The sequence below is a fragment of the Microbacterium gorillae genome (assembly GCF_050990725.1).
Classification (GTDB): Bacteria; Actinomycetota; Actinomycetes; order Actinomycetales; family Microbacteriaceae; genus Microbacterium; species Microbacterium gorillae_A.
Window position 1 is genome coordinate 2,122,604 of the sequence record NZ_CP158844.1, and the last position, 25,290, is coordinate 2,147,893.

27 protein-coding genes are annotated in these 25,290 nt (G+C 67.6%); 14 read left to right on the forward strand and 13 right to left on the reverse strand.

Annotation, left to right across the window (positions count from 1 at the left end; all coding sequences use genetic code 11):
* Positions 1-23: 23 nt before the first annotated feature.
* Positions 24-269, forward strand: coding sequence for a preprotein translocase subunit SecG (gene secG, locus ABTV68_RS09530; protein ID WP_231090027.1), 246 nt, complete (start codon positions 24-26; stop codon positions 267-269).
* Positions 269-622, forward strand: coding sequence for an RNA polymerase-binding protein RbpA (locus ABTV68_RS09535; protein ID WP_433677392.1), 354 nt, complete (start codon positions 269-271; stop codon positions 620-622). The genes secG and ABTV68_RS09535 overlap by 1 nt, the downstream gene beginning before the upstream one ends.
* A 142-nt stretch (positions 623-764) precedes the next feature.
* On the opposite strand, the gene pgl is transcribed toward ABTV68_RS09535, so the two are convergent.
* From pgl to tkt, 6 genes are read right to left on the reverse strand one after another with little or no spacing between them, the layout of a single operon-like run.
* The gene (gene pgl, locus ABTV68_RS09540) at positions 765-1,532 is read right to left on the reverse strand and encodes a 6-phosphogluconolactonase (protein WP_433677394.1); all 768 of its coding nucleotides are present in this window, start codon (positions 1,530-1,532) and stop codon (positions 765-767) included.
* 4 nt (positions 1,533-1,536) lie between these two features.
* Entirely contained in the window at positions 1,537-2,478 is a 942-nt protein-coding gene (locus ABTV68_RS09545) for a glucose-6-phosphate dehydrogenase assembly protein OpcA (RefSeq protein WP_433677395.1), read from the reverse strand.
* Entirely contained in the window at positions 2,475-4,022 is a 1,548-nt protein-coding gene (gene zwf, locus ABTV68_RS09550; protein ID WP_433677396.1) for a glucose-6-phosphate dehydrogenase, read from the reverse strand. Before zwf ends, ABTV68_RS09545 begins: the two co-directional genes overlap by 4 nt.
* Positions 4,023-4,041: 19 nt before the next feature.
* Positions 4,042-5,670, reverse strand: coding sequence for a glucose-6-phosphate isomerase (locus ABTV68_RS09555; protein ID WP_433677397.1), 1,629 nt, complete (start codon positions 5,668-5,670; stop codon positions 4,042-4,044).
* Positions 5,667-6,776: a transaldolase gene (gene tal / locus ABTV68_RS09560; protein WP_433677398.1), complete on the reverse strand. Its 1,110-nt coding sequence runs from the start codon at positions 6,774-6,776 to the stop codon at positions 5,667-5,669. Before tal ends, ABTV68_RS09555 begins: the two co-directional genes overlap by 4 nt.
* Complete coding sequence (tkt, locus tag ABTV68_RS09565) at positions 6,773-8,869, reverse strand: transketolase (RefSeq protein WP_433677399.1); 2,097 nt, start codon at positions 8,867-8,869, stop codon at positions 6,773-6,775. Before tkt ends, tal begins: the two co-directional genes overlap by 4 nt.
* Before the next feature lie 245 nt (positions 8,870-9,114).
* On the opposite strand from tkt, the gene ABTV68_RS09570 reads away from it, so the two are divergent.
* A complete protein-coding gene (locus ABTV68_RS09570) occupies positions 9,115-10,053 on the forward strand; it encodes a heme o synthase (protein WP_433677586.1) in 939 nt (312 codons plus the stop codon).
* Between the two features lie 55 nt (positions 10,054-10,108).
* Here the strand turns inward: ABTV68_RS09570 and ABTV68_RS09575 are convergent, their stop codons facing one another.
* Together ABTV68_RS09575 and ABTV68_RS09580 are read right to left on the reverse strand one after the other, a co-directional pair.
* A complete protein-coding gene (locus ABTV68_RS09575) occupies positions 10,109-10,618 on the reverse strand; it encodes a hypothetical protein (RefSeq protein WP_433677400.1) in 510 nt (169 codons plus the stop codon).
* 83 nt (positions 10,619-10,701) lie between these two features.
* Positions 10,702-11,655, reverse strand: a complete 954-nt coding sequence (locus tag ABTV68_RS09580; RefSeq protein WP_433677401.1) for a COX15/CtaA family protein — start codon at positions 11,653-11,655, stop codon at positions 10,702-10,704.
* 255 nt (positions 11,656-11,910) lie between these two features.
* Here ABTV68_RS09580 and sufB point away from each other — a divergent pair, with 255 nt between their 5' ends.
* The 7 genes from sufB (at position 11,911) to ABTV68_RS09615 (ending at position 18,556) form a co-directional block, all read left to right on the forward strand.
* A complete protein-coding gene (sufB, locus tag ABTV68_RS09585; RefSeq protein WP_433677402.1) occupies positions 11,911-13,329 on the forward strand; it encodes a Fe-S cluster assembly protein SufB in 1,419 nt (472 codons plus the stop codon).
* Position 13,330: 1 nt separating this feature from the next.
* Positions 13,331-14,512 (forward strand): Fe-S cluster assembly protein SufD, encoded by a 1,182-nt coding sequence (sufD, locus tag ABTV68_RS09590; RefSeq protein ID WP_433677403.1) that lies wholly within the window; start codon positions 13,331-13,333, stop codon positions 14,510-14,512.
* Positions 14,509-14,838, forward strand: a complete 330-nt coding sequence (locus tag ABTV68_RS09595) for a non-heme iron oxygenase ferredoxin subunit (protein WP_433677404.1) — start codon at positions 14,509-14,511, stop codon at positions 14,836-14,838. Before sufD ends, ABTV68_RS09595 begins: the two co-directional genes overlap by 4 nt.
* Positions 14,838-15,608, forward strand: a complete 771-nt coding sequence (sufC, locus tag ABTV68_RS09600) for a Fe-S cluster assembly ATPase SufC (protein ID WP_433677405.1) — start codon at positions 14,838-14,840, stop codon at positions 15,606-15,608. The genes ABTV68_RS09595 and sufC overlap by 1 nt, the downstream gene beginning before the upstream one ends.
* Positions 15,609-15,617: 9 nt before the next feature.
* Complete coding sequence (locus ABTV68_RS09605) at positions 15,618-15,947, forward strand: metal-sulfur cluster assembly factor (protein WP_231090041.1); 330 nt, start codon at positions 15,618-15,620, stop codon at positions 15,945-15,947.
* A gap of 96 nt (positions 15,948-16,043) precedes the next feature.
* A complete protein-coding gene (locus tag ABTV68_RS09610; RefSeq protein ID WP_433677406.1) occupies positions 16,044-17,195 on the forward strand; it encodes a MalY/PatB family protein in 1,152 nt (383 codons plus the stop codon).
* Positions 17,192-18,556: an MFS transporter gene (locus ABTV68_RS09615; RefSeq protein ID WP_433677407.1), complete on the forward strand. Its 1,365-nt coding sequence runs from the start codon at positions 17,192-17,194 to the stop codon at positions 18,554-18,556. Before ABTV68_RS09610 ends, ABTV68_RS09615 begins: the two co-directional genes overlap by 4 nt.
* A 121-nt stretch (positions 18,557-18,677) precedes the next feature.
* Here the strand turns inward: ABTV68_RS09615 and ABTV68_RS09620 are convergent, their stop codons facing one another.
* Positions 18,678-19,271 carry a TetR family transcriptional regulator gene (locus ABTV68_RS09620; RefSeq protein WP_433677408.1) on the reverse strand — a complete coding sequence of 198 codons (594 nt, stop codon included), beginning with the start codon at positions 19,269-19,271 and terminating at the stop codon, positions 18,678-18,680.
* A 49-nt stretch (positions 19,272-19,320) separates the two neighbouring features.
* Here ABTV68_RS09620 and ABTV68_RS09625 point away from each other — a divergent pair, with 49 nt between their 5' ends.
* The 4 genes from ABTV68_RS09625 to ABTV68_RS09640 all read left to right on the forward strand — a co-directional run bounded on the left by ABTV68_RS09625 (position 19,321) and on the right by ABTV68_RS09640 (position 22,874).
* On the forward strand, positions 19,321-19,914 hold the full coding sequence (locus ABTV68_RS09625; RefSeq protein WP_433677409.1) for a biotin transporter BioY: 594 nt from the start codon (positions 19,321-19,323) through the stop codon (positions 19,912-19,914).
* Positions 19,911-20,606, forward strand: coding sequence for an energy-coupling factor ABC transporter ATP-binding protein (locus tag ABTV68_RS09630; RefSeq protein ID WP_433677410.1), 696 nt, complete (start codon positions 19,911-19,913; stop codon positions 20,604-20,606). The genes ABTV68_RS09625 and ABTV68_RS09630 overlap by 4 nt, the downstream gene beginning before the upstream one ends.
* The gene (locus ABTV68_RS09635) at positions 20,603-21,178 is read left to right on the forward strand and encodes an energy-coupling factor transporter transmembrane component T (protein WP_433677411.1); all 576 of its coding nucleotides are present in this window, start codon (positions 20,603-20,605) and stop codon (positions 21,176-21,178) included. The genes ABTV68_RS09630 and ABTV68_RS09635 overlap by 4 nt, the downstream gene beginning before the upstream one ends.
* Before the next feature lie 97 nt (positions 21,179-21,275).
* Positions 21,276-22,874: an ABC-F family ATP-binding cassette domain-containing protein gene (locus tag ABTV68_RS09640; RefSeq protein WP_433677412.1), complete on the forward strand. Its 1,599-nt coding sequence runs from the start codon at positions 21,276-21,278 to the stop codon at positions 22,872-22,874.
* 45 nt (positions 22,875-22,919) lie between these two features.
* Here the strand turns inward: ABTV68_RS09640 and ABTV68_RS09645 are convergent, their stop codons facing one another.
* From ABTV68_RS09645 to ABTV68_RS09660, 4 genes are read right to left on the reverse strand one after another with little or no spacing between them, the layout of a single operon-like run.
* Positions 22,920-23,756: an SURF1 family cytochrome oxidase biogenesis protein gene (locus tag ABTV68_RS09645; protein ID WP_433677413.1), complete on the reverse strand. Its 837-nt coding sequence runs from the start codon at positions 23,754-23,756 to the stop codon at positions 22,920-22,922.
* Positions 23,756-24,028 carry a hypothetical protein gene (locus ABTV68_RS09650; RefSeq protein WP_433677414.1) on the reverse strand — a complete coding sequence of 91 codons (273 nt, stop codon included), beginning with the start codon at positions 24,026-24,028 and terminating at the stop codon, positions 23,756-23,758. The genes ABTV68_RS09645 and ABTV68_RS09650 overlap by 1 nt, the downstream gene beginning before the upstream one ends.
* Positions 24,029-24,046: 18 nt before the next feature.
* Positions 24,047-24,421, reverse strand: coding sequence for a DUF3099 domain-containing protein (locus tag ABTV68_RS09655; protein ID WP_433677415.1), 375 nt, complete (start codon positions 24,419-24,421; stop codon positions 24,047-24,049).
* Positions 24,422-24,471: 50 nt separating this feature from the next.
* Positions 24,472-25,215, reverse strand: a complete 744-nt coding sequence (locus tag ABTV68_RS09660; protein WP_433677416.1) for a DUF4190 domain-containing protein — start codon at positions 25,213-25,215, stop codon at positions 24,472-24,474.
* Between the last annotated feature and the right edge of the window lie 75 nt (positions 25,216-25,290).

Here is a 25,290-nt window from a genome sequence, read left to right on the forward strand (position 1 = left end):
GCGCTCGAAAGGCTGCAACCAAAGTGGAAATTCTCCAGTTCGTGCTGCAGGTGGTGCTCGGCATCACCAGTCTCGCGCTCACCCTTCTGATCCTGCTGCACAAGGGTCGCGGTGGCGGTCTGTCCGACATGTTCGGCGGCGGCACAACGTCGGCGATGGGTTCGTCCGGGTACGCGGAGCGTAACCTCAACCGCCTCACGATCATCCTCGCGCTGGTCTGGTTCGGCGTCATCGTCGCGCTCGGTCTGCTGACGAAGTTCGGTCTCTGATGGCTACCGGAGGTAACGCCATTCGGGGCAGCCGCGTCGGCGCCGGCCCCATGGGCGAGCAGGACCACGGATTCCACGCGGAGCGCGTCGCGGTGTCGTACTGGGATGCCCTCGGCAACGAGACCGTCCGCTACTTCGCAGCGGGCGTCCCGGACGAGGAGATCCCGGAGACGATCGACAGCCCGCACTCGGGTCTGCCCGCGGGTCGCGACAAGGAGAACCCTCCGATGATCGCGAAGCCCGAGCCGTACAAGACGCACCTGGCCTACGTGAATGAGCGTCGCACCGAAGAGGAAGCGGTTTCGCTCCTGGACGACGCCCTCGCCGCTCTGCGTGAGCGTCGCGGTCAGTAACAGCATCACGAGGAAGGGGCGGTCACCGAATGGTGACCGCCCCTTCCTCGTTGTCTGACACGAACGTCGTCTGACAGAGACGCGTTCCGACACAAACGCGATGCCCCACCGAGACGTATCGGTGGGGCATCGTGTTCGTGGTTCAGAACTCCGGATCGATGAGCTCCGGTGGCACCTCGCCGGCCGCAGACTCGTCGGTGATGATGATCGTCCGGTGCGTGCCCTTCGCTCCAGCAGCGGGCACGCTGGCGTAGCTTGCGCCCGCGAGGATCAGACCGAGCGCGCCGGCTTTCTCCGCGCCGGAGATCACCATCCACACCCGGCTGGAGGAGTTGATGACGGGACGCGTGAGCGTGATGCGCTCGGGCGGCGGCTTCGGCGAGTCACGTACGGGGAGCACGGTGCGATCCGTCACCCGCACCTCATCGCGGTCTGGGAAGAGGGAAGCGATGTGCCCGTCCGGTCCGACACCGAGAAGGGTCACGTCGAACGTCGGCCAGGGTCGCTCGTCGGTGCCGAACCGCGCGAGCTCCTGCGCGTACCACTCGGCCGCGGCGTCCAGGTCCAGGCCGTCGTCGGTCGAGGGCATCTCATGCACGTTCGCCGCGGGAATGGGCAGCGCGTCGATGAGAGCCGCCCGCGCCTGCACCGCGTTGCGATCGGCATCGGTGCGGGCGACGAATCGCTCGTCGCTCCACCACAGGTGAACGCGATCCCAGTCGATCAGGGAGACGGCCGGCTGCTCAGCGGCAGCGGCCAGCACCGCGATACCCATGGTGCCGCCGGTCAGCGACACGTGGACCTCGCGGTCCTCGGCGAGACCGAGAACGATCTTGCCGAGGAACCGGCTCGCGACGCTGGTCGCGAGTGTCGACGGATCGGGAGCGACGACGACTCTCTTCTCGGACATGTGCCTACCTCTGCGCGGTGGCGGCGGGCCCCAGCTGGGCCCAACCGTCGCTGATCACTCGACCATACAAGACGTCCGCGTCGAGGCGACGCAGCTCCTCGGCGAGGCACTCGCGCACCGTCCGACGGGGCAACAGCAACTCGTGGTCGGGCTGACCCGGCTGAGTCAGCACGGCGACACCCGGCTCGGGTCGCTCCAGCACGATGTCACCGGAGGCGCGCGTGAGACGGACGGACTTGATGCCCTCGCCCCAGCTGTCGCGTGGCTGGTAGTGCCAGACGACGTCGCACTCCAGCTTCAGCTTCAGCCAGGCGGCCAGCAGACCGGTGGACGGCGAGTCATCTGCACCCTGCACTTCGACCGCTGTGATGGCCTCGTACGGCGGCTGATCGAGCACCGCGGCGAGCTGCTCACGCCAGTGCGTGAGGCGCGTCCAGGCCAGGTCGGTGTCGCCGGGGGCGTAGGACGGACCCAGGAGCGAGACGCGGTCCACGTCCTGGGGCAGCGTCGATGCGTCGGTGATGCGTCGCTGGGCGATGCGACCCAGCGGGGACTCCGCGGGGGCAGCCGGCGGGTTGTCCGGCCACCAGACCACAACCGGGGCGTCCGGCAGCAGCAGGCCCGTGACGAGGCTCTCCTCGTTGGATGCGGCAGCACCAGAGGCGGCGAGGACGATGACCTCGCTCGCTCCCGCGTCGCCGCCGACGCGGATCTGCGCGTCCAGGCGTGACTCGGCCTCCGGAGCTGTGGTGACCACGATCACGCGCATGGGGTGCTCACGCGACGCATCGTTGGCTGCCTCGATGGCCTCCTCCATGACCTCGGCGCGCGTCGCGATGATGAGCGTCAGCACACGACCGAGGGCGACGGCGCCACCCTCTTCGCGCACCTTCACGAGGGTCTTGGCTACAGCCGAGACGGTGGTTTCGGGCAGATCGACGATCACGGGCGCCTCCAGACACGTCCGTCACGGGCCAACAGGGCGTCGGCCGATGCGGGGCCCCAGGATCCGGGACCATACTGTTCGAGCGGGCCGCCCTCAGCAGCCCAGAACTCCTCGATCGGGTCGAGGATCTTCCAGGAGAGCTCGACCTCCTCGTGCCGCGGAAACAGCGGCGGGTCGCCGAGGAGCACATCCAGGATGAGGCGCTCGTAGGCCTCCGGGCTGGCCTCGGTGAAGGCGTGGCCGTAGCCGAAGTCCATCGTCACGTCGCGCACGTTGGTGCCGGCACCCGGAACCTTCGAGCCGAAGCGGATCGTGACACCCTCGTCGGGCTGGATGCGGAACACGAGAGCGTTCTGACCCAGCTCGGCGCTCTGCGCGCGCGAGAACAGATGCTCGGGCGTGCGCTTGAACACCACGGCGATCTCCGTCACGCGGCGACCGAGACGCTTGCCCGTGCGCAGGTAGAACGGAACTCCGGCCCAGCGGCGGGTATTGATCTCCAGCTTGATGGCGGCGAAGGTCTCGGTGGTGGACTGCGGGTCCATGCCGTCTTCGTCGAGGAAGCCGCGCACCTCCTCGCCGCCCTGCCAGCCGCCGGCGTACTGACCGCGTGCTGTGGCCTGTCCGAGGTCTTCGGGAAGGACGACGGCGGCCAGCACCTTCTCCTTCTCGGCGCGCAGGTGCTCCGCCTCCAGGCTGATCGGCTCCTCCATCGCGGTGAGGGCGAGCAGCTGCAGCAGGTGGTTCTGGATGACGTCACGCGCGGCGCCGATCCCGTCGTAGTAGCCCGCGCGGCCGCCGACGCCGATGTCCTCGGCCATCGTGATCTGCACGTGGTCGACGTAGTTGCGGTTCCAGATCGGCTCGTACAGCTCGTTCGCGAAGCGCAGCGCGAGGATGTTCTGCACCGTCTCCTTGCCGAGGTAGTGGTCGATGCGGAAGATCGAGTCGGCTGGGAAGGCGGACTCCAACGCCTCATTGAGGGCGCGAGCTGAGGCGAGGTCGTCACCGAACGGCTTCTCGATCACCACGCGTCGCCAGTGGTCGGGGTCCTGCGTTCCATCGACGAGACCGGACTCGCGCAGCTGCGTGGTGACGACGGGGAAGTCCTTGGGCGGGATCGAGAGGTAGAACGCGTGGTTGCCCATCGTTCCGCGCTCGACGTCCAGCGCGTCGACGGTCGCCTTCAGCCGGGCGAATGCCTCTGCATCGTCGAACGTTCCCTGCACGAAGCGGATGCCCTGCGACAGCTGGTTCCACGTGTCTTCGCGGAACTCGGTGCGCGCGCCGGCCTTGACCGCGTCACGCACCACCTGTGCGAAGTCCTGGTCCTCCCATTCGCGACGGGCGAAGCCGACCAGCGCGAATCCGGGCGGCAGCAGACCGCGGTTGGCGAGGTCGTACACGGCGGGCATGAGCTTCTTGCGGGACAGGTCGCCGGTCACGCCGAAGATCACGAGGGCGCTGGGCCCCGCGATTCGGTTGAGGCGCCGGTCATCGGGGTCGCGCAGCGGATTGTGCCCGCGCGAGATCGATGCGGTCATCGGGGGAAGAACTCCTGTGTCAGTCGGCGTCGTCGAACAGGTCGACGACATCGTTCTGGGGATCGGTGAGGGTGAGGGTGACGACGGGACGACCGAGCGCTGCGAGGACGCGGGCATCGCCCGCTGCCTGTGCGTTGATCAGCTGCCCGAAGGTGTAGGGGCGACCGGGGATCTCCAGGTCGACATCGGTGCTCTCCAGAATCTGGAGGAACACGCCGTTCGCGGGTCCGCCCTTGTGGTACTGACCCGTCGAGTGCAGGAAGCGCGGTCCCCACCCGAAGGTGACGGGGCGTGCTGACGCCGCGGCGGCGAGTTCGCGGAGCCCGACAAGCTGGGGGAGTGCCTCGCGATTGACGTAGGCCTGAATCGCGATGTATCCGTCATCCGCGGCCTGCGAGAACAGCGCGTCGAGTACTCCACGCACGGAACCCGCCGTGACGAGCGTCGCGTCCGAGGAGCGCACCTCGATCCCGCCTTCTACAAAGGCGGGCGCTTCGATCGGGGGGCGCTCGGTCAGGAGGTCGCGAGCAGCGGCCTTGGCCGCTTCCACGTCCGGCTGATCGAAGGGGTTGATCCCGAGGATGCGACCCGCGATCGCCACGGCGTACTCCCACACGAGGAATGCGGAACCGAGGCTCGCGCTGATGAGGATCTCGTCGTAGTGGTCTTCGAAGATGCCGACATCATCGACGTCCTGCACGAAGCGAACGCGCTGCAGGTCGTCCTGCGGCTCCTCCGCCTCGAGGGAGACCTCCGTCAGCACGACCGGAAGGATTCCCGTGCCGTCCTTGCCGGTGGATTCGGCGACGAGCTGCTCGATCCAGTCCGCGAGACCATCCAGGCCCGCGTCCGGTTCGACGATCAGGCCCAGCTTGTCCTTGCGAACGGCGTCGGAGGTGGCACCGGCGATCGCCGCTCCGAGGATCAGAGCGGGATTGTCGGGGCTGTCGATTGCGACGTCCGCGAGAACCGCGTCGGCCTCGTCGAGCACGGCTTCGATATCCGCGCCGGCGAGACCGGACGGGACGAGCCCGAACGCGGTCAGGGCCGAGAAGCGCCCGCCCACGGTCGGCTGCGCAGTGAAAACCCGGTAGCCGCGTTCCGCGGCACGTGCCTCGAGCGGGGAACCGGGGTCGGTGACCACGATGATCCGCTCCGCAGGGTCCAGCCCCAGGTCTGTGAAGGCGGCCTCGAACGCACGCTGCGCCGAGTCCGTCTCCACGGTGGAACCCGACTTCGACGACACCACCAGCACGGTGCGGCGCAGGTCGTCCTCGCTCTCCCCGTCGATCGCGGCGAGCACCTGGCCCGGTGCGGTCGAATCGAGGATCACGAGGGGAGCGTCGGCGCCGCGCGTGATGACTTCCGGAGCGAGCGATGAGCCGCCCATTCCGGCGAGAACGACGCGGTCCAGCCCCCGCCGACGGAGGTCGTCGCGCAGCGCGACGACCTCCGCGACGAGCGGTCGGGAGATCTCGACGGACTGGACCCAGCCCAGTCGGATCTCGGCGTCGGCCTTCGCGACAGATCCCCACAGCGTGGGGTTCTGATCCGCGATTCCTGACGCCACCAGATCGTCGACGAGGGCGGGAACGACCGCCTCGGCCACCTCACGCGGGTGGCCGGAGAGACGCAGTCGGAAGGTCACCGTGCGCTCTCGAGCGCCGTCTGCACGGTGCTCTTGAGGTCCTGCCAGGAAGCGATGAACTTCGAGACGCCCTCATCCTCGAGCAGCTGCGTGACGTCGGCGAAGTCCACGCCGACGGCGGCGAGGCGAGCAACGACGTCGTGCGCGGCGGGGATGTTCGGCGTGATCGTGTCACCGGTGATGACGCCCTCGGCGAAGGTGGCCTCCAGGGTCTTCTCCGGCATGGTGTTCACGGTGTCGGCGGCGACGAGCTCGGTGACGTAGAGCGTCGCCGGCAGTGCGGGGTCCTTGACACCCGTGGAAGCCCACAGCGGACGCTGCGGGTTGGCTCCCGCAGCGGCAAGCTGCTGCGCGCGCTCGGTGGCCGACTTCTGTCCGAACAGCTCGTAGGCCAGACGTGCGTTGGCAAGGCCCGCCTGGCTCTTGAGCGCCAGCGCGTCTTCGGTGCCGATCTCGGCGAGACGCTTGTCCACCTCAGTATCGACGCGCGAGACGAAGAACGAGGCGACCGAGTGGATGCGGCTGATGTCGTGACCGTTGGCCTGTGCCTGCTCGATGCCCGCGTAGTACGCGTCGATCACGTCGTTGTAGCGCTCCAGCGAGAAGATCAGCGTCACGTTGACGCTGATGCCCTCCGCCAGGGTTGCCGTGATCGCCGGGATGCCGGCCTTGGTCGCCGGGATCTTGATGAGCGTGTTCTCGCGGTCGACAGCGGCCCACAGCTCCTTCGCCTGCGCGACGGTGCCCTCGGTGTCGTGCGCGAGGTCGGGGGAGACCTCGATGGACACGCGACCATCGACGCCGCCCGTGGCGTCGTACACCGGACGGAAGATGTCCGTTGCGTTGCGCACGTCGTCGGTGGTGAGCGCGAAGATCGCCTCGTCAACACTGGCACCGGCCTTCGCGAGCTCCTCCAGCTGTGCCGCGTAGTCTCCACCGCCGTTGCTGATGGCGCCCTGGAAGATCGTGGGGTTGGTGGTGACGCCGGAGACGTTGCGCGTCTGGATCAGCTCGGCGAGGTTGCCGGACGTGATGCGCGAGCGCGAGAGGTCGTCGAGCCAGATGCTGACGCCGGCTGCAGTGAGATCTGCCGTGGGGGTGGTCATGAGTTCTCCTTAACGGTCTCGCGGGCCGCCTGCACGACGTGGTCGACAGTGAACCCGAAGTTGGTGAACAGCGTCTTCCAGTCGGCGGAGGCGCCGAAGTGGTCGATCGCAACGGTGCGTCCGGTGTCGCCGACGATGCGGTACCAGCTGGCTGCGGAGCCGGCCTCGACGGAGACGCGAGCCTTGATGCCGGACGGGAGCACGCTCTCGCGGTAGTCCTCGTCCTGCTGCGCGAACCACTCGAGCGAGGGAGCGGAGACGACGCGGGCGTTGATGCCCTCGCCACGCAGCACCTCGCGGGCGCCGACGGCCAGCTGAACCTCGGAACCGGTCGCGATAAGCAGAACGTCCGGGGTTCCGCCCGGGGCCTCCTGCAGCACGTAGGCGCCGCGCGCGACACCGTCGGCCGAGGCGAACGCGTCGCCCGTGGCGGGACCGTCGACGCGCTCATACGTCGGAACGTTCTGGCGGGTGAGGGCCAGACCGATCGGACCCGAGTGGTGACGTAGCGCCTGCAGCCACGCGACGGCGGTCTCGTTGGCGTCCGCCGGACGAACCACCGTCATGTTGGGGATCACGCGCAGCGAGGCGAGCTGCTCGATCGGCTGGTGGGTGGGGCCGTCCTCGCCGAGCGCGACCGAGTCGTGCGTCCACACGAAGACCGGGGCGATGCCCATGAGGGCTGCCAGACGAACCGCCGGACGCATGTAGTCGCTGAAGATCAGGAACGTGCCGCCGAACGGACGGGTGAGACCCGACAGGACGATGCCGTTCAGGATCGAGCCCATCGCGTGCTCGCGGATGCCGAAGTGCAGTACGCGGCCGTACGGGTTTCCGCTCCACTCGTGGGTGGACCACTCGGTGGGGATGAAGGACGGGGCGTCCGTGATGGACGTCATGTTGGACTCGGCGAGGTCCGCCGATCCGCCCCAGAGCTCGGGCAGACGCGCCGCGAGGGCGTTGATGACCTTGCCGGAGGCGACACGCGTGGAGACTTCCTTCCCAGCCTCGAACACCGGCAGGGCGTCCTCGATGTCCGCCGGGAGCGCCTGTGCCTCGAGGCGGTCCAGGAGCTCCTTGCGCTCCGGGTTGGCCTCGGCCCAGGCGTCGAAGTCCCGCTGCCAGGCCGCGTGAACCTCGGCGCCGCGAGCAACCAGGCCGCGGGCGCGCTCGATGACGGCATCCTCGACGGCGAAGTGCTGCTCGGGGTCGAAGTTCAGGACCTTCTTGACGGCGGCGAGCTCGTCGGCACCGAGCGCGGAGCCGTGGATCTTGCCGGAGTTCTGCTTGCCCGGCGACGGCCAACCGATGATGGTCTTCAGGATGATCAGCGAGGGCTTGTCGGAGACGCCCTTGGCCGCTTCGATCTCCGCGTACAGTGCGTCGACGTCCTCGACGTACTCACCGGTCTTCTTCCAGTCGACGACGCGGACGTCCCAGCCGTACGCCTTGTAGCGCGCGGCGACGTCCTCGGTGAAGGCGACGTTGGTGTCGTCCTCGATGGAGATCTGGTTGGAGTCGTAGATGGCGATGAGGTTGCCGAGCTGCTGGTGACCGGCGAGCGACGAGGCCTCGCTGGTGACACCCTCCTGCAGGTCGCCGTCGCCGCAGATCACGTACACATTGTGGTCGAACGGACTAGTGCCCGCTGCGGCCTCGGGGTCGAACAGTCCGCGCTCGTAGCGCTGCGCGTAGGCGAAGCCGACTGCCGAAGCCAGGCCCTGGCCGAGCGGTCCGGTCGTGATCTCCACGCCCTTGGTGTGTCCGTACTCCGGGTGACCCGGCGTGAGGGAGCCCCACGTGCGCAGGCTCTCGATGTCGTTCAGCTCGAGGCCAAAACCGCCGTAGTAGAGCTGGATGTACTGCGTCAGCGACGAGTGGCCGACCGACAGGATGAAGCGGTCGCGACCGATCCAGGTGGGGTCCGACGGGTCGTGACGCAGCACACGCTGGTAGAGCAGGTACGCCACCGGCGCGAGGCTCATGGCAGTGCCCGGATGGCCGTTGCCGACCTTCTCCACTGCATCTGCTGCCAGCACACGCGCGGTGTCCACCGCGCGCTTGTCGACGTCATCCCAAAGAAGTTCCGGCACCGGATCACCTTCCGCGAAGTTGGATGCACGCATCAGCGGTCCGCAGGCCGCATCAGCACGGAAACGGTTCGCACATGCGCACGTATGGTTCCCTGCCAGCATAGTCATGTAGGGGATTCCCGGCGCCGAATCGAGAGTTTGTGACGATTCACTGCGCTGTCGTCTTGCGCGGCTCGGGCCCGTCTGACAGTGCGATGCGATGCCATAGACTGAAAAGACCCGTGCCGACACGTCCGAAGGGGGCGATCGAACTGACTGCGACGTCCACACCGACAGAACAGCTGACCGAGAAGCTGGGAATCGGACGAAAGATCCGAGCCTACGTGGCGCTCACCAAGCCGCGCGTGATGGAGCTCCTGCTGGTCACCACCGTTCCGGTGATGTTCCTGGCGGCACACGGCATGCCGGATCTGTGGCTCGTCGTCACGACGGTCATCGGCGGCGCGATGAGCGCGGGTTCCGCCGCCGCGTTCAACATGTACATCGACCGCGACATGGATGCGCACATGAAGCGCACCAAGGATCGCCCGCTGGTCACGGGGGAGCTCACCCCGCGCAATGCGCTCGTGTTCGCCTGGGTGCTGGCCGCGCTCTCCACGGTGTGGCTGGCCGTGTTCACGAACTGGGTGGCCACGATCTACTCGGTCGTCGCGATCTTCTTCTACGTCGTGATCTACACGCTCTGGCTCAAGCGCCGTACCGAGCAGAACATCATCTGGGGTGGCATCGCCGGATGCTTCCCCGTGGTGATCGGCTGGACGGCCGTGGACCCGACCTTCTCGTGGGCGCCGGTGATCCTGTTCATCGTCGTGTTCCTCTGGACCCCGGCGCACTACTGGCCGCTGTCGATGAAGTACAAGGACCAGTACGGTGCCGTCTCGGTCCCGATGCTCGGCGTCACGCGCGGCACGACCCAGGTCGGGCTGCAGGTGATCCTTTACACGTGGGCCACCGTCATCTGCTCGCTGCTGCTGATCCCCGCGGGGCCGATGCACGCGATCTACACCGTGTCGGCTCTGGTCTCGGGCGGCTGGTTCGTCTACGAGGCGCATCGTCTCTACAACCAGGCTGTGAAGGGAAAGCAGGCTCCCGCGCCGATGCGTGTCTTCCACGCATCGATCACCTACTGCACCATCCTCTTCCTCGCGATCGCGCTGGACGCCCTGTTCCCGATCGCCTTCTGATCTCGAACCGCGAAACGCCCCGGATCATCCGGGGCGTTTCGCATGTGTGGGGGAGTCAGCGGGTGAGGCTGGGCTCCGTCGTGCTGGCGGACTGCTCGCCATCGGCGCCGGTCCGCGGTGTCTCGGACGCTGTAGCGGGCTCCGACTCTGTAGCAGGCACCGACTCCGTGGCGGGCTCCTGGGCCGGGTGGGCCTCGGCGCTCGGCTGTGCAGCGACAGTCTCCGCAGCACCGGTCTGCTCGCCCCAAGCCGGCTCCGGCAGTGGCTGGACGTACTCGGTGGCGGGGGCAGCCGGGGCGGCCGTAGCGACGACCCGCGGCCCCAGAGCCCACACGGCCAGTGCGACCAGCACGCCAACGATTCCTGCGCCCGCCAGGATGGATTCCAGCACCACCCACGACTGACCGCCGTAGACCTGCGCAGTGGTGGCCGAGCCGTCGGTCAGGCCGGCCTCCATCGTCGTGATGCGGCTCACCGCCGCCTGGACACCGTAGGCGGCGACGCCCGCAGAGGCGACCAGCAGAATCCAGAACGGTGCGCGCTTGAGGGCGCTGGGGTTCTTCATCAGTACAAGCTCCTTGTTCGAACGGAGAGACTCTCCGTTCGAACAAGGGTGACAAGCTCGTATCCGAGCCCCCGATGCGCGAGCTATGCCTGTGCTGTGAGGGTCTTCGTCGGCTGCTTGAGAGAGAGGACGACGCTGACCATCGCGGCAGCCGTCAGCGACGCGAGCACCATGTGGATGCCGACGGCGAGTGGCGGCAGGCCGTTGCGCGCCTGGTAGAGGCCGACCGCGATCTGGACCAGTTCGACGGCGAGAAGCAGAACAACCCAGCGCAGGGTCGGCAGCTTCTGGCGCCAGGCGGCGATCGCAAGCACGAGCGTGAGTGCGAACAGCACGTACCCGGGCCAGGCGTGGATGTGTTCGAGGATCGTCGCGTCGAACCCGTTGCGACGCAGCACGTCGTCATCGCCCGAGTGCGGGCCGGCGCCGGTGGTCAGGACGCCGAAGATCACGCTCACGGCCATGGCCAGTGTCGCCACGTGGGTGAGGATGAGGTACCACGTCGGCACTACTCGCTGACGCGGCCCCGTGGGGGAGTACACACGCCACAGCAGAACCGCGGTGATGCACACCAGCGTCAGCGATGCGACGTAGTGGAAGCCCACGATGAAGGGGTTCAGTCCGGTCCACACCGTGATCCCGCCGACCACGGCCTGCGCGAGGATGCCGCCCATCACGATCCACGAGAGGGTGAACAGGTCGCGTCGCTCCTGGCGCATGCGCCAGATCAGCACGAGCAGCAGCAGGGCGAGGATACCCAGCACGGGGCTCATCAGTCGGTTCCCGAACTCGATGTACTTGTGGTACCCCTCCTCCATGCCGGGGACGGGGACGAGGGAGTCCGCCGTGCACAGCGGCCAGGTGGGGCAACCGAGTCCTGAGCCGGTCAGACGCACAGCGCCACCGGTGGCGATGATCACCACGTTGCCGATGAAATTCAGCCACGCGATCACCCGGACGCGGCGATCCGGGACGGCGGGCAGCCACGCGGCGAAACGCGCGAGCGGCGAGGGGGCGGAGGTGGTGGACGCCGACATGCGCAGCCTTCCGGACGGGCGGTGCTGATCGGTGACGGCACCGCGGCAGGTCCGCCCAGTGTCCGAGCAAACCTGTAGAATCGAGGGGTCGAGATGCGGCGTTCGAAGACGCGGCATCCCTACACAGTCTAGGCGTCGGAATCCCGGCGTCTGAGAAAGGCCCGAAGCGGCATCCCCACCCCGTCCACCTCGTCGGGCGTCCGGAATGCCGGGACGGATGAGACCGTTTGGGCCAATTGAGGAGAGTGTGACGCCATGTCTGATGTGCTCATTGACCGACCCGAGCTCGAGGGGCTGGGGGTGTACGAGTTCGGCTGGCACGATCCCGATGCCGCCGGTGCCAGCGCGAAGCGCGGCCTGAGCGAGGCCGTCGTCCGCGACATCTCGGCGCTCAAGAGCGAACCGGAATGGATGCTCAAAACCCGGCTGAAGGGCCTGCAGCTCTTCGGTCGCAAGCCGATGCCCACCTGGGGCGCCGATCTGTCGGACATCGACTTCGAGAACATCAAGTACTTCGTGCGCTCCACGGAGAAGCAGGCGCAGTCCTGGGAGGACCTCCCGGAGGACATCCGCAACACGTACGAGCGCCTGGGCATCCCCGAGGCCGAGCGTCAGCGTCTCGTCGCCGGCGTCGCCGCGCAGTACGAGTCCGAGGTGGTCTACCACCAGATCCGCGAGGACCTGGAGGCACAGGGCGTCATCTTCATGGACACCGACACCGCGCTGCGCGAGCACCCCGAGTTCTTCGAGGAGTACTTCGGCACGGTGATCCCGGCCGGCGACAACAAGTTCGCCGCACTGAACACCGCCGTGTGGTCGGGTGGCTCGTTCGTGTACGTGCCGAAGGGCGTTCACGTCGAGATCCCGCTGCAGGCGTACTTCCGCATCAACACCGAGAACATGGGTCAGTTCGAGCGGACCCTGATCATCGCGGACGAGGACAGCTACGTCCACTACATCGAGGGCTGCACGGCCCCGATCTACAAGTCGGACTCGCTGCACTCCGCCGTGGTCGAGATCATCGTGAAGAAGAACGCCCGCGTTCGCTACACCACGATCCAGAACTGGTCCAACAACGTCTACAACCTGGTGACCAAGCGTGCCGTCGCCCACGAGGGCGCCACCATGGAGTGGGTCGACGGAAACATCGGCTCCAAGGTGACCATGAAGTACCCGTCGATCTACCTGATGGGCGAGCACGCGAAGGGCGAGACGCTGTCCGTCGCCTTCGCGGGTCCCGGTCAGCACCAGGACGCCGGCGCGAAGATGATCCACATGGCGCCGTACACGCAGTCTTCGATCGTGTCGAAGTCGATCGCTCGCGGTGGCGGCCGTGCCGGTTACCGCGGCGAGGTCCGGGTGGATGCCAACGCCCACCACTCCGCCAACACCGTGCGCTGTGACGCGCTGCTCGTGGACACGATGTCGCGCTCCGACACGTACCCCGCGATCGACATCCGCGTGGACGATGTTCAGCTCGGTCACGAGGCCACGGTCTCGAAGGTCAGCGAAGAGCAGCTCTTCTACCTGCAGAGCCGCGGCCTGCCGGAGGACGAGGCCATGGCGATGATCGTCCGCGGCTTCATCGAGCCCATCGCCCGTGAACTGCCCATGGAGTACGCCCTCGAGCTGAACAAGCTCATTGAGATGGGCATGGAAGGATCGGTCGGCTGAGATGACGACCAACACTGAGGCACCCCAGGTGGTGCCGGGTTCCCTCGCGCACAGCGACGGCCCGTTCGTCCCCGTTCAGACGCGTTCCGAGCGTCCCACCTCGTTCGTCCCGGATGAGCTGCCCATGCCCACCGGGCGTGAGGTCAACTTCCTCCACACCCCGGTGGATCGCCTCCGCGGTCTGCTGATCGATGAGCCGGGCGACGAGGGCGCCGTGCAGTACGACCTCGACGGCGTCGAGGCGCACCTGTCGGCCGACGAGGTCGCCAGCGGCGACGAGTTCTTCCGCCCCGAGGACCGCATGGCCGCCATCGCGTTCAAGCAGGCACCGGGCGTGATCCACCTCAGCATTCCCGCGAACGAGGAACTCGACGCTCCGCTCGTGCTGCCCATCCTCGGGACGGGTGCGGACAAGCGCGCTTTCGGCCACATCGTGATCGAAGCCGGCGCGAACGCCCGTGGCACCGTGGTGCTGGATCACAAGGGTTCGGCACAGTACGCGCAGAACGTGGAGATCATCGCTCGCGACGGATCCGACCTCACGGTCGTCTCCGTGCAGCGGTGGGATGAGAACTCGGTACACGTGGCCGCTCACCAGGCGCGTGTCGACAAGGACGCCACCCTCACGCATATCGTGGCCAGCCTCAGCGGCAGTCTCGTGCGCGTGAACCCGTCGGTGGAGCTGTCGGGCTCCGGATCCGAGGGCAAGCTGTTCGGCGTGTCCTTTGCCGACCCGGGCGAGCACCTGGAGAGCCAGGTCTACCTGCACCACAAGGGCCCGCACACCACTGGCGACGTGCTCTACAAGAGCGCACTGCAGGGCGAGACCGCCCGGACCGTGTGGGTCGGCGACGTGCTGATCGGCCCGGACGCCGTGGGTACCGACTCGTACGAGGCGAACCGCAACCTGGTGCTCACCACCGGTGCGCGTGCGGACTCGATTCCGAACCTCGAGATCGAGACCGGCGACATCCAGGGTGCCGGTCACGCATCGGCCACCGGTCGGTTCGACGACGAGCAGCTGTTCTACCTGCAGGCTCGTGGCATCGATGAGGAAGAGGCGCGCCGGCTGGTCGTCGTCGGCTTCCTGGGTGAGATCGTCCAGAAGATCGGCATCGAGTCGCTGGAGCAGGAGCTCTTCGACGCCATCACGGTGGAGCTGGACCGCGGAGCGGACAAGTGACCGCATCCCGCGCCTGCTCCGTGAGCGAGCTGGAACAGGACACCGCGCTGCGCGTCGTGATCGACGACGTGGCGATCTGCATCGTGAAGGATGCGGATGACGTGATCCATGCGATCGGCGACACCTGCACGCACGGCGACATCTCGCTGGCGGACGGGTTCGTCGAGGGCGAGACCATCGAGTGCTGGGCCCACGGCTCGGCCTTCTCGCTCACCAGCGGCAAGCCGCTCACCCTCCCTGCTTTCGAGCCCGTCCCGGTTTTCGACGTCGTGATCGACGGCGACGACGTGCTCATCGACCCGAATGTGAAGAAGGAAATCAACTGATGGCTGTTCTCGAGATCCGCGACCTCCATGTGACCGTCGAGACGGAGGAGGGCACCACGCCGATCCTCAACGGCGTCTCGCTGACGATCAACACGAACGAGACCCACGCGATCATGGGTCCCAACGGTTCCGGCAAGTCGACGCTCGCGTACACGATCGCCGGTCACCCGAAGTACACCGTCACCGGTGGCACCATCACGCTGGACGGCGAGGACGTCCTCGACATGACGGTCGACGAGCGTGCTCGCGCCGGCCTGTTCCTGGCGATGCAGTACCCGGTGGAGATCCCGGGCGTGACCGTCACGAACTTCCTGCGCACCGCCAAGACCGCCATCGACGGTGAGGCTCCGGCCATCCGCACGTGGACCAAGGACGTGAAGGAGGCCATGAAGGGCCTGCGCATGGACCCGAAGTTCGCGTCGCGCAACGTCAACGAGGGCTTCTCCGGTGGCGAGAAGAAGCGCCACGAGATCCTGCAGCTGGAGCTTCTGAAGCCGAAGTTCGCGATCCTCGACGAGACCGACTCCGGCCTCGACGTCGACGCGCTGAAGATCGTCTCCGAGGGTGTCAACCGTGCCAAGGAGAAGACCGGCATGGGTGTGCTGCTCATCACGCACTACACCCGCATCCTCCGCTACATCAAGCCCGACCACGTGCACGTGCTGGTCAAGGGCAAGGTCGCGGAGGAGGGCGGCCCGGAGCTCGCCGAGCGCCTCGAGAACGAGGGCTACGACCGCTTCTTCGCCCCCGGCGAGATCATCGAGGCGTAAGGTCGAATCATGACCGCGACACTGACCCCCGAGAAGTACGACGAGGTGACCGAAGCGCTCAAGGACGTCATGGATCCTGAGCTCAACGTCAACGTCGTCGATCTCGGCCTGATCTACGATCTGGGCTGGGACGAGGAGAACGACGCTCTGGTCATCCACATGACGCTCACCAGTGCCGGGTGCCCGCTGACGGATGTGCTGGAAGCGCAGACGGGCGAGGCCCTGGACGGAGTGGTCGAGCAGTTCCGCATCAACTGGGTGTGGATGCCGCCGTGGGGTCCGGAGCGGATCACCGACGACGGCCGCGACATGATGCGCGCCCTCGGCTTCGCGATCTGACGATTCACCGCAACGAGCCCTGGTCAGGAACTTCTGACCAGGGCTCGTTCCGCCCACGGCACGCACGCGTTCACGCGCGCGGATTGGATACATGACATGACGGACCCGATCGACGCCCTGCCGATCGAGACACTGCGGAGGCGTGGCAGCACCAAGTGGGCGAAGTATCCCGACGACGTGCTGCCGCTGTTCGTCGCGGAATCCGACTTCCCGCTGGCGCCGGCGATCACCGAAGCCCTGGCCGACGCACTCGCCATCGGCGACACCGGCTACACGCCGCCGACGCACCCGCTGCAGGACGCGTTCGTCGACTTCTCGGCACGGCGCCACGGGTGGCAGGTCGACGCGTCACGCGTACGCACGACCGGCGACGTCGTGATGGGACTGGTCGAGATCATGCGCGGCGTGATCGCGCCGGGCGACGGCGTCATCGTCACTCCGCCGGTGTACCCGCCCTTCTTCGACGCCGTTCCGGAGGCCGGGGGCGAGGTCGTGCAGGTGTCGCTCGTTGCCGACGAGGACGGCTGGCGCCTGGATCTGGTCGGCATCGATGCTGCCTTCGCTGCGGGGGCGCGCGCGATGCTCCTCTGCAACCCGCACAACCCGACAGGTACGGTGCACGATCGCGAGACGCTCGTCGAATTGGCCCGTATCGCTCGCGCCCACGGCGGCTTCATCATCAGCGATGAGATCCACGCGCCACTGGTGCGCGAGGGCGTGATGTTCACACCGTTCCTGACGGCCGGTGACGATGCGCGTGAGGTGGGCTTTACCGTCACCAGCGCCAGCAAGGCTTACAACCTGGCCGGCCTGAAGTGTGCGCTGATGGTGACGGCGTCGGACCGCACCACCGATGTCGTGAATCAGCTTCCGGTCGAGGTGGAGTGGCGTACCGGGTGGTTCGGCGTGATCGCGGGTGTGGCAGCGTATGCTCCTGCCAGCGATGCCTGGCTGGCCGCCGTGCGCGCACGTCTGGATCTCAATCGTGAGCTGGTGGCTGACCTCGTCGCCCGGCACTTGCCCGGCGCACGCTATGTCGTCCCGGACGCGGGCTACCTCGCCTGGATCGACGTCCGGCCGCTGGGCTGGGGCGACGATGCGGCCGAGTGGATTCTCGAGAACGCACGCGTCGCGGTCAACCCGGGGCCGACGTTCGGCGAGGAGGGGCGCGGTTTCATCCGTGTGAATTTCGCGACCTCTCCCGAGATCCTCCAGGACGCTTTCGCGCGCCTCGGCGCTCTCGCGTGAGCCGCCAGCAGCGTCCGGTGTCCATCTGGTCGCCGGAGTACGTGTGGACCACGGCGGGTGCCGTGGCGCTCATCTTCCTCGCAGCGTTCGAGTCGCTCGCCGTGACAACCGTCATGCCCGTGGTGAGCGAGGATCTCAACGGCGCATCCCTCTACTCGGTGGCCTTTGCGGGCACGATGGCGGCCAGCGTCATCGGCATGATCGTGGTGGGCATCTGGTGCGACCGCGCACGGCCGCTGTGGCCGGTTGCGACCGCGGTCATCGTGTTCGTCGCCGGCCTTGTCATCGCGGGCGTCGCCACCGAGATGCCGACGCTCGTCGTGGGGCGACTGGTGCAGGGGCTCGGCGGTGGTGGCGAGACGGTCGCGCTGTATGTGGTGGTGGCGCGCGCCTACCCGGCCGCGCTGCACGGCCGCGTGTTCGCCGCCTTCTCCGCCGCGTGGGTGGTCCCATCGCTTATCGGCCCGTTCCTCGCCGGTTTCGTCGCGGACCAGCTGCACTGGCGATGGGTGTTCCTCGGCGTCGCAGTGCTGACCGGGCTCGCCTTCGTCATGGTGTTCGCCCGCCTGCGCACGATCGGAGGGCCGACCGAGCGCGCCTCGAACGAGGGGATCGCCGGTCGGGTCGCCGCCGCGGTCGTCGTTGCCGTGGCAGCGACGGCGCTCAGCATGCTCGGAGATTGGAACCTGCCCGCGCCGGTGCTGGTGATCGGAGCGCTCCTGCTTCTCGTGCTCATCGCTGTCGTCGTGCGTCCGTTGATTCCGGTCGGGACTCTCCGCGCTCGTCCCGGACTTCCCTCCGTGGTGTCGATGCGCGGACTGATCGCCGCCGCGATGCTCGGTGCCGAGGTCTACGTGCCGTACGTGCTCCGTGAGGACTACGGCTTCACGCCTACACTCGCCGGGCTCGGACTCACCGGCGGCGCGATCCTCTGGTCGCTCAGCTCTGAGCTGCAGGGACGCTTCGGGGACCGGGTGGGAAATCGGCGCACCGCGCTGATCGGGCTGACGATCCTGGCCGCATCGATCGGCGCCGTCGCACTGGTGGCGCTGGTCACGGCCCCCGCGTGGCTGATCATTGTCGCCTGGACGGCGGCCGGGGCGGGCATGGGCTTCATGTACCCCCGGCTGAGCGTGCTCGGGTTGGCGTACTCCACGCCTCAGACGCAGGGCTTCGTCTCCTCGTCGTTGACCATTGCCGACTCGCTGACGACGGCATCGGCGATCGCGATCTTCGGACTCATCGTTGCTCTCGGCGGCGGGTTCCCCGCGGTGTTCGCGTTTGCCATGATTCTCGCGCTCGTCGCCTTCATTCCCGGCACTCGGCTCGGACACATCCGCGAGACCACCTCGAACGGCTGAGGCCAGGGGCGTACGTCGCCATGGCCCTGCGTCTCGTCGGAAGCTCCTTGGCGAGAAACCAGACTGGGTGTGCGCTTGATCCGTGCGCGTCAGGGGCGGCGGCGCACGCGATCCGTGTGCGTCAACGTTGGCCGTCGGCCACACGGTGAGCGACACCCGCGAGGAGGGCGTCGAGGCCCACGGTGAACTCGGCGTCTGACGCCGCGATCATCGCGTGCTCATCACCCGTCAGAGCGCCGAACCGGAACGCCGTGAGTCGCTGCTGCAGCACCGAGGCGTTGCCCAGCACGAACTGCAGCACAGCGGCAGCCACCGTGGGGCGCAGTTCCGCCGCCACGGCGGGGCGAAGGGCCGCCTGCAACGCGGCGGCCGCCGGGCTCGTCCCGAGGGAGAGCGCGTAGGTGCTCAGCACGACCTCGGCGCCATCGCGATGGGCGAGTAACGCGGTGCGCAACCGCCGGGCGACGGCAGCGGGGGAGAGGTCCTCGCCCAGCAGCTCCGGCGCCGGCGGCACGATACGGTCGGCGACCGCGGCAAGAAGTTCCTGTTTGTTCGCGATGTGCCAGTAGAGCGCGCTGGGTTGTACGCCCAGTTCGCTGCCGAGGCGGCGCATCGACACGTCAGCCAGACCCAGCTCGTCCAGCAGCCGCAGCGCCGTCTCGACGATGGTGTCTCTGTCGACACGCGGCGTGCGCGAGTTGCGTTCCATGGCCATCTGATCACTATAGTGAACACCGTTCAATGAACACCGTTCAGGAGGCAGCATGACCACCCCATTCGAGACGCGAGACCTTGCTCGCATCGCCGTCTTCGCCGCGCTCATCGTGGCCCTCGGACTCGTCGGTCCGATTCCTGTGCCGGGTCTCGTCCCCATCACCGCGCAGACGCTGGGCGTGATGCTCGCGGGCCTCGTGCTCGGCGCGCGGCGCGGCGCGGCGGCTGTTGGCGTGGTGATCCTCCTGGCTGCGATCGGTCTGCCGGTTCTCTCCGGCGGCCGCGGCGGGCTCGGGGTGTTCTTCGGTCCGACGGTCGGGTATCTGCTCGGCTGGCTGTCCGGCGTCATCATCGCTGGTCTCATCGCTCACTCGGGCCGTCGCACGTGGTGGCGCTTCGGCCTGGGAGCCGTGGTCGGCGGGATCCTCGGCGTGTATGTGCTCGGCATCCCGCTCCAAGCGCTGATCACCGGCGTTCCGCTCGCTCAGACCGCGCTGACGAGCGTCGTCTTCCTGCCGGGCGATCTGATCAAGGCAGCAGCGGCGACGATCATCGCGACGGCACTGCTGCGCGCGTACCCCGCTGCTTTCGCACCGCCGCGATCCCGTGCTCTCGAGCCGAGCGGCGCGCCGGCGAACGCGTGATCGAGACGCGAGACCTCGATGTTCGCGGTGAGGACGGCGCCCTCGTCCTCACCGCGGTATCCGTGCGGCTCCCGTACCGGCGGACCGCTGTGATCGGGGCGAACGGATCGGGCAAGTCAACCTTCGCGCGCGTGCTGGCCGGCCTCGTCAAGCCGTCGCGGGGGTCTGCGTCGGTCACGGGCGTCGATGTGCGGGATCGGAAGCTGCGCGAGATCGTCGGCATGGTGTTCTCCGATCCTGACGCGCAGATTCTGATGCCGACACCGCGCGAGGACATCGCGCTCACCGCGGGCGCCCTCCGCATTGCCGGCGATGAACGTCGCGGGCGCGTGGAAGCGGCCGTCCAGCAGTTCGAGCTGGAGGAGCTGGCAGATCGCTCTGTGAGTGTCCTCTCCGGGGGCCAGAAGCAGCTCCTCGCCCTCGCGAGCATCGCGGTGCGCCGACCCGCGGTCCTCATCGCGGATGAACCGACCACGCAGCTGGACCTGCGCAACTCTCGACGCGTGGGCGCGCTCCTGCTCGGCGATGAGACGCAGGGCACTCCAATGGTCACGGATCGGCTGGTGCTCGTCACACATGATCTGGCGCTGGCGCGTCGGTGTGATCATGCCCTGCGTTTCGAGCGGGGTGAAGTGGTAGACCAGGGCAGCCCGGATGACGTCGTGGCGCGCTACGAACGGGACTGCGCGTGACCGGCGCGGCAAGCACAAGACGCGCCGCGCTCCGCCTCGTAGCGCTGGCACTGCTGGCTGTGGTCGTCTCGCTGATACCGCCCGTTGCCGGTGCGGTCGTGGCGATCGTCATCGGCGGTGGGGCGGTCTGCGTGGGGTGGCGAACGCCTCGACACCGCTCCGTCCTACGCGTGCAGCTGCGGTCCTTCCTGTTCGTCGGAGCGTTCGTGCTGGTGTCGGTCGGCGTGTTCTCCGGTGTCGCGGCAGCGCTCATCGCCACCGGTCGCGTCCTGGGTCTGCTGCTGGTCGCGGCCGTCCTCGCCGTGAGTACGTCGCAGACCGACATGATGGCCGTCATCCGCGCTCTGCTCAGCCCGATGCGTCGATTCGGAGTGAACCCGGATCGTGTCGCCCTGGCACTGTCGCTGACGATCACCACGGCACCCGTGCTGATCCGTCATGCGCGCAGGATCCGGGAGGTGCAGCGTATGCGGGGTCTGCGTGTCGGACCGCGGTTCGTGCTCCCGCTTCTCGTCATCGCGCTCCGCCATGCCGACACCATGGCCGACAGCCTGACGGCGCGGGGCCTGTGACGCCACCGTGATCGGGAGCGAAGGCTGCTCGCACGCGAAGGCGATAGAGTAGGAGGCTGGCCAGTCGGCCGCATCCCCTCACAGAAGGAGCTTCGTCGTGCTCGCCGTGCAGAACCTCGAGATCCGCGTCGGCGCACGCGTGCTGATGGAGGGCGTCTCCTTCCGGGTCAGCCCCGGAGACAAGGTGGGTCTGGTCGGGCGCAACGGTGCCGGCAAGACCACGCTCACGAAGGTGCTCGCCGGAGATCTGCTTCCCGCGGACGGCAACGTCACGCGAAGTGGGGAGCTGGGCTACCTGCCGCAAGATCCGCGCACCGGTGACCCGTCGATGCTCGCCCGCACCCGCATCCTCGATGCCCGTGGGCTCGGCACGCTGGCGCTGGGTATGAAGGAAGCAGCGCTGGCGATGGCGTCGGATGATGCCACGGTGGCCGAGAAGGCGATGCGCAAGTACGGCAATCTCACCGAGCGCTTCGAGTCGCTGGGCGGCTATGCCGCCGAGGCGGAAGCGGCATCCATCGCCCACAACCTGTCGCTGCCGGACCGCATCCTGGATCAGCCGCTGAGCACGCTCTCGGGTGGTCAGCGTCGTCGTATCGAGCTGGCTCGCATCCTGTTCTCCGACGCGGACTCGATGATCCTCGACGAGCCGACCAACCACCTCGACGCGGACAGCGTCGTGTGGCTGCGCGAGTTCCTCAAGAACTACAAGGGTGGCCTCATCGTCATCTCCCACGACATCGAACTGGTCGGGGAGACCGTGAACCGGGTGTTCTATCTGGACGCCAACCGCCAGGTCATCGACGTCTACAACATGAACTGGAAGAACTACCTCCGCCAGCGCGCCGCCGACGAAGAGCGTCGCAAGAAGGAGCGCGTCAACGCGGAGAAGAAGGCCACCCAGCTGCAGCTGCAGGCTGCACGATTCGGCGCCAAGGCTTCCAAAGCCGCTGCCGCGCACCAGATGATCGCGCGTGCCGAGAAGCTGCTCTCCGGTCTCGAGGAGGTCCGCCAGGAGGATCGCGTGGCGAAGCTGCGCTTCCCGAAGCCGGCTCCCTGCGGGAAGACGCCCCTCATGGCGAACGGCCTGTCGAAGTCTTACGGGTCTCTGGAGATCTTCACCGACGTCGACCTCGCGATCGACCGCGGCTCGAAGGTGGTGGTGCTCGGGCTGAACGGCGCAGGCAAGACCACACTGCTGCGCATCCTCGCAGGCGTCGACAAGTCGGATACCGGCGCGATCGAGCCCGGCCACGGCCTCAAGGTGGGCTACTACGCCCAGGAACACGAGAATCTGGACGTCAGTCGCTCCGTGCTGGAGAACATGATGTCCGCTGCCCCCGACATCAACGCCACCGAGGCGCGCAAGGTGCTCGGCTCCTTCCTGTTCACCGGTGATGACGTGCTGAAGCCCGCGGGCGTCCTTTCCGGCGGCGAGAAGACGCGTCTGTCGTTGGCCACCCTGGTGGTCTCGAGTGCGAACCTGCTGCTGCTCGACGAGCCCACGAACAACCTCGACCCCGCGTCTCGCGAGGAGATCCTCGGGGCGCTTGCACATTATGAGGGGGCCGTCGTCCTCGTTTCGCACGATCCGGGAGCCGTCGCTGCGCTGAACCCGGAGCGGGTGCTCATCCTTCCGGACGGCGTCGAGGACATCTGGAACCAGGAGTACCAGGACCTCATCGAGCTCGCCTGACTTGAACGTCAGAACACCCCCGCTGTCTCGGCGGGGGTGTTCTTGTCAGGCGGAGAGGATCGCGTCCTCTTCTTCGGCGTCTCGATCACGCCGCTTCTTCTGCTGTCGCTTGACGGGCGCACGTCCCTCGGCCAGCGCGGCCGCGTCTTCGGCATCCTCACGGCGATGCCGTACCTCGGTGCGGATCATGTAGAAGATGAAGACGAACCCCATGATGGCGAACAGGATCCACTGGATCGCGTAGCTGAGGTGGGGGCCGGGGTCTTCGGTGGGCTTCTCCAGAGCGTGCGGACGCTCGGCGGGCGCCGGCGACTCCTCCGCCATGAGGCCATAAGCGGACGTCTCCACGGCCACACCGCTGACGTCGGCGACGGCCGGCAGGTTGATCGTCGGTACCTGCCCCTCGGGAGCACCACGTCCGGAGGCGGGGAGCATCTCTCCGGGGCGCAGCCGGACCGTCACCGTGACGGTTCCTGCTGGTGGCGCGGGGATGGCGCTGGGGGAGGAGTCCTCTGCGGGCGGGATCCACCCACGGTCGACCACGATGATGCGGCCGTCATCGGTGGCGAACGGCACGAGCACCTCGAAGGCGCTGGTGCCACCCAACGGGCGATTGCGCGCCAGTACAGTGTCGTCTGCGAGGTACTCGCCCGTCAGCAGCACGGGAGCCCACTCATCAGCGGGGTCGAACGCGGCGCCGCTCGGGATGCGTTCCGCCAGCGGCACCGGGGTGGCGTCGTAGTTCGTCTCGATGAGCAGGTTCGCTCGCGCGCGCTCCTGGTTGCGGTCGAACTGCCAGTGGGACAGGAACGCGCACACCACGGCGAACACGATGGCGATCGCGATGTAGATGCTCCAGCGGGCGACGGTGTTCGTGGGCATCAGTCGGACTCGTTCACATCATTCGGTGGGGGAAACTCGCGGGCGGCCGCGCTGTGCGCCTCGACACGCACGGGGAACTCACGCGCCGCGAGGAAGTCGCGCAGATAGGCGACGTGGTCGTCGCAGGCCAACCAGATCTTCTGACGATCCGCCGCGTGGATCCGCGGATTCCGCCAGATCACGCGCTGCGTCGCGGGGGCGGAGCAGCCGGTTCGCGAGCAGGTGTCGGCTCCCGCGCCACCGCCGAAGGTACCGAGGATGTCACCGAGCATCAGACACCTCCTGCAGGCTCATGGCGTACCGCGCGAGTCGGACGCGGTTCCGGTCTGCGGTGGTGTCTCAGTCAGCCGGATGACGCTGGGCCGCACCTCAGCCTCCACAACGTCCGCTGGCGGAGCGTCCAACGACAGCTCGGGAGACTCCACGCTGCGTGCATCGCTCTCCTCACCGGCGTTCGCACGGACGACCGCAATGTAGGGCAGGAAGATCGCGCCCGCCGCGAACACCCAGCTCCACCAGCCGTACGGCTGAATGAGGACCATGAGCAGGAAGCATGCGATACGAATGCCCATGGTGATCGCGTAGCGCTTCAACCGCGATGCCGCCTCATCCTGAGGGGAGCGCGGGAGCGAAGTCGCAGAGTGGGAGGGACGGTTCTTGTTCACGGCCCCTCCAGCCTACGCCGCCGATCGACGACCGGCGGCGTAGGCATGGATCAATAGCCGCTGTAGGTGCTCGCGGCCGCGATGCCGATCACGAGCGCGATGATGCCGAAGACGATCGCGACCGCCCACAGGCCGATCGCGATGTAGCCCATGATGAGGCCCGCGGTGGCCATGCCGGATCCGCCCTCGTGCGTCTGCGCGATCTGCTTGCGCGCGATGTGACCGCAGATGACCGCGACGATCGAGCCGATGAACGGCACCAGCGTCCAACCGGCGATGCCTGCGATCATCGAGACCAGCGCCATGGTGTTGTTCTGCGGCGCGGCGGGGTATCCGTACGCCGGAGCTGCACCGTACGCGGGAGCCGCGCCGTACGCGGGCTGACCGTACGCCGCGTAGGCGTCCCCGGTCGGTGCACCGTAGCCGCCGGCGGTCTGCGTCTGACCGTACGGGTCGGCCGCGGGTGCCGCGTATCCCTGGCCGGCCGACGGGTCGGTGTAGCCGGGCGCCGCATACGGGTCAGCAGGTGCCGCGTACGGGTCGGATGCGGGCGCCTGACCGTAGGTGCCGGCGGACGCGGCATACGGGTCAGCTGCCGGGGCCGCGGGTGCCTGACCGTACGGGTCGGCCGGTGCCGCGTACGGATCGGTCGCGGGTGCCTGACCGTAGGGGTCGGCCGGTGCCGCCGGGGCACCGTAAGGGTCGGCGGGGGTGGCTGCGGCGGCAGCGTACGGGTCGCTCGGTGCGCTGGGTGCGGCCGGGTCGTAGGGGTTGGTGCCGTCGGGCGTGCTCATGAGAAGTCCTTTCAGGGCGTGATCGCCGGATTCCAGCGTGGTCTGGGCGAGCGATCCTGTCAATCCGGCGCCGAT

What these genes read in the sequence shown, in the direction of transcription:
- ABTV68_RS09660 (WP_433677416.1), bottom strand. Translation starts at nt 25,215, where the DNA reads ATGAGCACGCCCGACGGCACCAACCCCTACGACCCGGCCGCACCCAGC.
- pgl (WP_433677394.1), bottom strand. Translation starts at nt 1,532, where the DNA reads ATGTCCGAGAAGAGAGTCGTCGTCGCTCCCGATCCGTCGACACTCGCG.
- zwf (WP_433677396.1), bottom strand. Translation starts at nt 4,022, where the DNA reads ATGACCGCATCGATCTCGCGCGGGCACAATCCGCTGCGCGACCCCGAT.
- sufD (WP_433677403.1), top strand. Translation starts at nt 13,331, where the DNA reads ATGACGACCAACACTGAGGCACCCCAGGTGGTGCCGGGTTCCCTCGCG.
- ABTV68_RS09650 (WP_433677414.1), bottom strand. Translation starts at nt 24,028, where the DNA reads ATGCTCGGTGACATCCTCGGTACCTTCGGCGGTGGCGCGGGAGCCGAC.
- tal (WP_433677398.1), bottom strand. Translation starts at nt 6,776, where the DNA reads ATGACCACCCCCACGGCAGATCTCACTGCAGCCGGCGTCAGCATCTGG.
- ABTV68_RS09575 (WP_433677400.1), bottom strand. Translation starts at nt 10,618, where the DNA reads ATGAAGAACCCCAGCGCCCTCAAGCGCGCACCGTTCTGGATTCTGCTG.
- sufB (WP_433677402.1), top strand. Translation starts at nt 11,911, where the DNA reads ATGTCTGATGTGCTCATTGACCGACCCGAGCTCGAGGGGCTGGGGGTG.
- sufC (WP_433677405.1), top strand. Translation starts at nt 14,838, where the DNA reads ATGGCTGTTCTCGAGATCCGCGACCTCCATGTGACCGTCGAGACGGAG.
- ABTV68_RS09645 (WP_433677413.1), bottom strand. Translation starts at nt 23,756, where the DNA reads ATGCCCACGAACACCGTCGCCCGCTGGAGCATCTACATCGCGATCGCC.
- ABTV68_RS09605 (WP_231090041.1), top strand. Translation starts at nt 15,618, where the DNA reads ATGACCGCGACACTGACCCCCGAGAAGTACGACGAGGTGACCGAAGCG.
- ABTV68_RS09580 (WP_433677401.1), bottom strand. Translation starts at nt 11,655, where the DNA reads ATGTCGGCGTCCACCACCTCCGCCCCCTCGCCGCTCGCGCGTTTCGCC.
- ABTV68_RS09625 (WP_433677409.1), top strand. Translation starts at nt 19,321, where the DNA reads ATGACCACCCCATTCGAGACGCGAGACCTTGCTCGCATCGCCGTCTTC.
- ABTV68_RS09620 (WP_433677408.1), bottom strand. Translation starts at nt 19,271, where the DNA reads ATGGCCATGGAACGCAACTCGCGCACGCCGCGTGTCGACAGAGACACC.
- ABTV68_RS09535 (WP_433677392.1), top strand. Translation starts at nt 269, where the DNA reads ATGGCTACCGGAGGTAACGCCATTCGGGGCAGCCGCGTCGGCGCCGGC.
- ABTV68_RS09610 (WP_433677406.1), top strand. Translation starts at nt 16,044, where the DNA reads ATGACGGACCCGATCGACGCCCTGCCGATCGAGACACTGCGGAGGCGT.